Raw genomic sequence first — 4,330 nt, 5'->3', positions numbered from 1 at the left:
CGCGGACCGCCCCGGCCCGGCGGGCGGGCAACGGGTCGTCGGCGGGCACGGCACTCATGCTAATGGTCGAGAATTACATGCCAGAAATGGTCCAGACCAGTTTCTGCGCCTCACGACACCAACTGCCGGCTCGACCGGCATGCGATTCTCGCGATGGCCGGGTCGGCCCGCTCTCCGGGATACCCGGCGCCGGGCCCGACTGCCCCTAGGCTTCGCCCATGAGCTCAACGATCGAGTGCCTCGCGTCGCTGTTCGACGAGGCGACGGTGGTCGTCCCGGCTCCCGCCGCCGGGCCCGGCAACTGGTCCGGGGCGCCGGCCGCGCTGTACGCCGACGGCGCCTACTGGCTCGCGTACCGGGTGCGGCGGCCACTCAGCGCCGGACGCGGGGTGGCCACCGTGGTGGCCCGCTCGGCCGACGGCCTGGCGTTCGAGACCGTCGCCGAGGTGCACCGTGACGCGTTCGGCGCCGAGTCGTTCGAGCGGCCCGCCATGGTGAGGCTGCCGGGCGGCGGCTGGCGGCTGTACGTGTCGTGCGCGACCCCGGGCTCGAAGCACTGGTGGGTCGAGGCCATCGACGCCGACACCCCCGAACTGTTCCCCTCCGGCCGCCGCACCGTGGTGCTGCCGGGCAGCGCCACCGTGGCGATGAAGGATCCGGTGATCGTCACCGACGGCACCACCTGGCACCTGTGGCTGTGCTGCCACCCGCTGGACGTCGCCGGCGCCGAGGACCGGATGACCACCCGCTACCTGACCAGCACCGACGGGCTGGCCTGGACCGACCGGGGCGTCGCGATGGCGCCGTCCGGGACGGGCTGGGACGCCCGCGGCACCCGGGTGACGACCGTGCTGTCGCTCGACCCGCTCGAGGTGCTCTACGACGGCCGGCGAGACGCGGCGTCCAACTGGTTCGAACGCACCGGCCTGGCCCGGGCGGCCGGCGACGGCGTCCGGCTGCAGCCGGCCGGCGACGGGCCGATCGCCGGCTCGCCCGCCTCGGACGGTGCCCTGCGCTACGCCGCCGCGGTCCAGGGTCCGGACGGCGCCACCCTGCTGTACTTCGAGGCGGCCCGCCCCGACGGCGCGCACGACCTGATGGTCGCACCCTGGCACGGCTGAGGCCGGGAGGCCTCAGGCGACGCGGTCGGCGGCGGTGCGGCCGGCGAACGAGCCGGCGCTGGAATCGGCCCGCCAGGGCGCGAACGACTGCCCGGTGACCGACTCGAGCAGGTCGATGTCGTCCGCGAACTGCCGCACCAGGCGCAGCCGCGTGGCCTTCTCCAGCCTGGGCCGGGCGGCCGCACCGCGGGACTGCATCAGCGCCGTCAGGGGCGCGCTGGCCCGCCGCCACACCTCGGGCGGGAACCACGACCCGGCGACGGCACCCGCCCGGATCACCCGGGACAACACGGCGGTCGACGGTCCCGGCCCCACGTAGCTGCGCGAGTTCTCCCGCGGGATGCTCGTCACCAACCCGGTCTCCAGCCCGAGGAAGCCGGCCACCCGGTCGAGCAGCCCGGCCGGGTCGTCGACCAGCTCGCGGTAGCGGATCAGCAGGACGCGCTCGGCGTCCACGTGGTTGTACAGGTCCTGTAACTGGTGGCCGTAGAACCCCTGCCGGCGATAGTGCCAGAACGGCGCCCAGCCCCTCGCGATCCGCTCGTGCTCCAGGTTGAACGCGGTCTCGAAGTCGGCCACCGGCTCCAGGCCGTCCGACCACAGGTGCATCCAGTTCGAGTACGCCCGGTCGACCGGGTCGCGGACGACCACGACCAGCTTCGCCTCGGGCAACTCCTCGGCGATCCGGCGCCGGGCGTTGCGCAGGTACAGGTAGAACGGCGTGCTCTCGATCCGCAGCTGATCGTCGCGCGCCGGGACGAACAGGGCGTCGTACGCCTCGCGCCGCCAGATCCACTCCTGCTGGCTGTGCGCGTCACCGGGGCCGTTGTAGGCCGGCGGCGGGGCGTCCGCGCACAGGTAGTACTTCGGCTCCTTGGGTGTCGTGGTGAACACCCGGGGGTGCAGCGCCAGGGCGGCGTGCAGGGCGCTGGTGCCGGCCTTGGGGGCTCCGATGAGCAGCGCGTCCGGACGCGGGGTGCGGGTAGCCATGGCGAAACGCTAGGGCGTCGCGGACGCCCCGAAGGGGTACATCTCGACATATAACCCATAAAATCGGTAGGAGAAGTTCCGCTAGGGCTCCGCGGCCGCTCCGCGAGCACGGTTCCGGCCCCGTCGCGCGGTGCCGCGTAGGTTGGAACGGGTCGAAGCGGAGGTGACATGAGGTTCGCGCGCCCGACGGGGCGATACGCCGTCGGCACGGTCAGCCGGCACTGGACCGACCCGGCCCGGCCCGCGCTGTTCGACGCCGACCCGGCGGCGCGACGCGAGCTCATCGTGCAGCTGTGGTACCCCGCCCGGGTCTCCCCCGGCGCCGCGCCGGCGCCCTACGTCCGCAACGCACCCGCCCTGGCGCCCGGGCTCGCGAGCCTCGCACAGCAGAACGCGCAGCGGCTGTTCCCGCGGCTGCGGGTGCCGGTGCCGAGCGCCCCGCTACGGATGCTGGGCCGGGTGCGGACGCACGCGGTCGCACGGACCCCGGTGGCCGGGGACGAGGCGAGGTATCCGGTGCTCGTCTTCCTCGAGGGGCTGAACGGCCTGCGGCAGATGAACACGTTCCAGGCCGAGGAACTGGCCTCCCACGGGTACATCGTCGCCGCGCTCGACCAACCCGGCACCGCGGCCGCGGTTGTCCTCCCCGACGGTCGCACGGTCCTCGGCCGGACCAAGGACCAGCTCGAGGCCGTCCTGCAGCAGAGCATCGCCCCCAGTGCCGGCGTCCCCGCCCTCAACGGCCACCCGCTGCCGGACGGCATCGTCCCGCACCTCGCCCAGGACGCGGCCTTCTGCCTCGACCGGCTCCGCGCGCTCGACGAGGCCGACCCCACCGGCATCCTCACCGGACGCATCGACACCGACCGCGCGGGAGTCTTCGGCGTATCCCTGGGCGGCATCGTCGCCGCCCAGGCCGCCCACCGCGACCCGCGACTGCGCGCCTGCCTCGTCATGGAGGCGCCGATGCCGCACGACGTCGTGACCGACGGCCTGCGGCAGCCGACCATGTGGATCGCGAGCGACGCCGACACCTGGCGGATGCAGCGGTGGACGGACCGGGACATCACCCAGCATCACTCCATGCGCGCGGTCTTCGAGAAGTCACCGGGCGGCGGGTGGTACCTCGAGCTGCCGCGCGTGTTCCATCTGAACCTCACCGACGTGCCGCTGCTCATCTCCCAGCCGATCGGAAGGCTGCTGCGCCTGCTCGGCCCGGTCGATGCCCGCCGGGTGCATCGCGTCGTCAACGACTACACGCTGGCGTTCTTCGACCGGCACCTGCGGGGGCTGCCCGCGGCGCTGCTCGACGAGACACCGTCGCGGGGCGTGCGGATCGAGAGCCGCCCTCCCCGCCACGGGTGAGGCGCCCACCCGGTCTCCACCCGGATCTCCACCCGCGGGAGGGCGTCCATCGACGCCTCGCGCACCAGCCTTGAGGCATGGATCTCAACGTTCTCGGCAGTATCGGACTCGGCATCCTCATCCTGGTGTGGGTGGGGTACCGGCAGACGACGTGGCGCCCGGTCGGGGCCACCATGTGGCGGTTGCCACTCATTCTGGGCCTGGTCGGCATCGCCTCAATGCTCGGCAGCGGAATGCCGCTCAGCGGAATCGACCTGGCGGCGCTCGCCATCGAACTCGTGGTGTCGGCCGCCACCGGCGCCTGGATGGGTGTCCTGGCCCACTTCCGTCCGCTGGCACCGTCCGACGCGACGTCCGCCCGGTGGGAGAGCCGGACGGGCTGGTGGGGCCTGGCGTTGTGGCTGCTGGTGGTCGCGGTGCGGGTCGGCATCGACATCGTCGCGGTGCAACTGGGCGCCGGCATGGTCACCTCGACCGGGGTGATCCTGCTGGTGCTGGCCGCCAACCGACTGGTCCGGGTCGGGGTCATCCTGAACCGGGCCGGACGGCTCGACGCCGGCACCCCGGTCGGCCAGCCCACCCTGGTCTGAGTCCTGCTGCACCGATGGACGGCTGCGCAAGGATGGGGGCGTGAACCGGCGTCCAGGACCGACCAGCATCGCCCTCACCGTGGTGGGGGCGTTGCTGCTCGGCTGGTGGACGGTGCTGCGCGAGTACGCCCACCAACCGGCCTGGGCGCTGGTGCTGTTCGCTCTGGCGCTGCTGTGCTGGGTGGCCAGGACGGTGCTGGCCCGGACGGCATGGTCGCGCGCCGCCGCCGCGCTGGCGGCGGCAGCGGTGGTGCTGGGCGCGGT

At 73.3% G+C, this 4,330-nt stretch carries 5 protein-coding genes; 4 read left to right on the top strand and 1 reads right to left on the bottom strand.

What is annotated here, in order from left to right; all coding sequences use genetic code 11:
* Positions 1-218 precede the first annotated feature (218 nt).
* The gene (locus tag QM624_RS17025; protein WP_415093988.1) at positions 219-1,121 is read left to right on the top strand and encodes a hypothetical protein; all 903 of its coding nucleotides are present in this window, start codon (positions 219-221) and stop codon (positions 1,119-1,121) included.
* Between the two features lie 12 nt (positions 1,122-1,133).
* Here QM624_RS17025 and QM624_RS17020 read toward each other — a convergent pair whose 3' ends face one another.
* Positions 1,134-2,111: a sulfotransferase family protein gene (locus QM624_RS17020; RefSeq protein WP_415093986.1), complete on the bottom strand. Its 978-nt coding sequence runs from the start codon at positions 2,109-2,111 to the stop codon at positions 1,134-1,136.
* A gap of 168 nt (positions 2,112-2,279) precedes the next feature.
* Between QM624_RS17020 and QM624_RS17015 the strand changes: the two genes are divergently transcribed.
* The 3 genes from QM624_RS17015 to QM624_RS17005 form a co-directional block, all read left to right on the top strand.
* On the top strand, positions 2,280-3,476 hold the full coding sequence (locus tag QM624_RS17015; RefSeq protein WP_415093984.1) for an alpha/beta hydrolase family protein: 1,197 nt from the start codon (positions 2,280-2,282) through the stop codon (positions 3,474-3,476).
* Between the two features lie 77 nt (positions 3,477-3,553).
* Complete coding sequence (locus QM624_RS17010; protein WP_415093982.1) at positions 3,554-4,066, top strand: hypothetical protein; 513 nt, start codon at positions 3,554-3,556, stop codon at positions 4,064-4,066.
* Between the two features lie 40 nt (positions 4,067-4,106).
* Positions 4,107-4,330, top strand: a 224-nt coding sequence (locus QM624_RS17005) for a hypothetical protein (RefSeq protein WP_415093980.1), incomplete at its 3' end; no start/stop codon positions are given.

The organism is Micropruina sp. (assembly GCF_047606365.1).
Lineage (GTDB): Bacteria > Actinomycetota > Actinomycetes > Propionibacteriales > Propionibacteriaceae > Micropruina.
The sequence above is the reverse complement of the archived record's forward strand: the minus strand, read 5'-3'. Positions and strand labels throughout refer to the sequence as shown.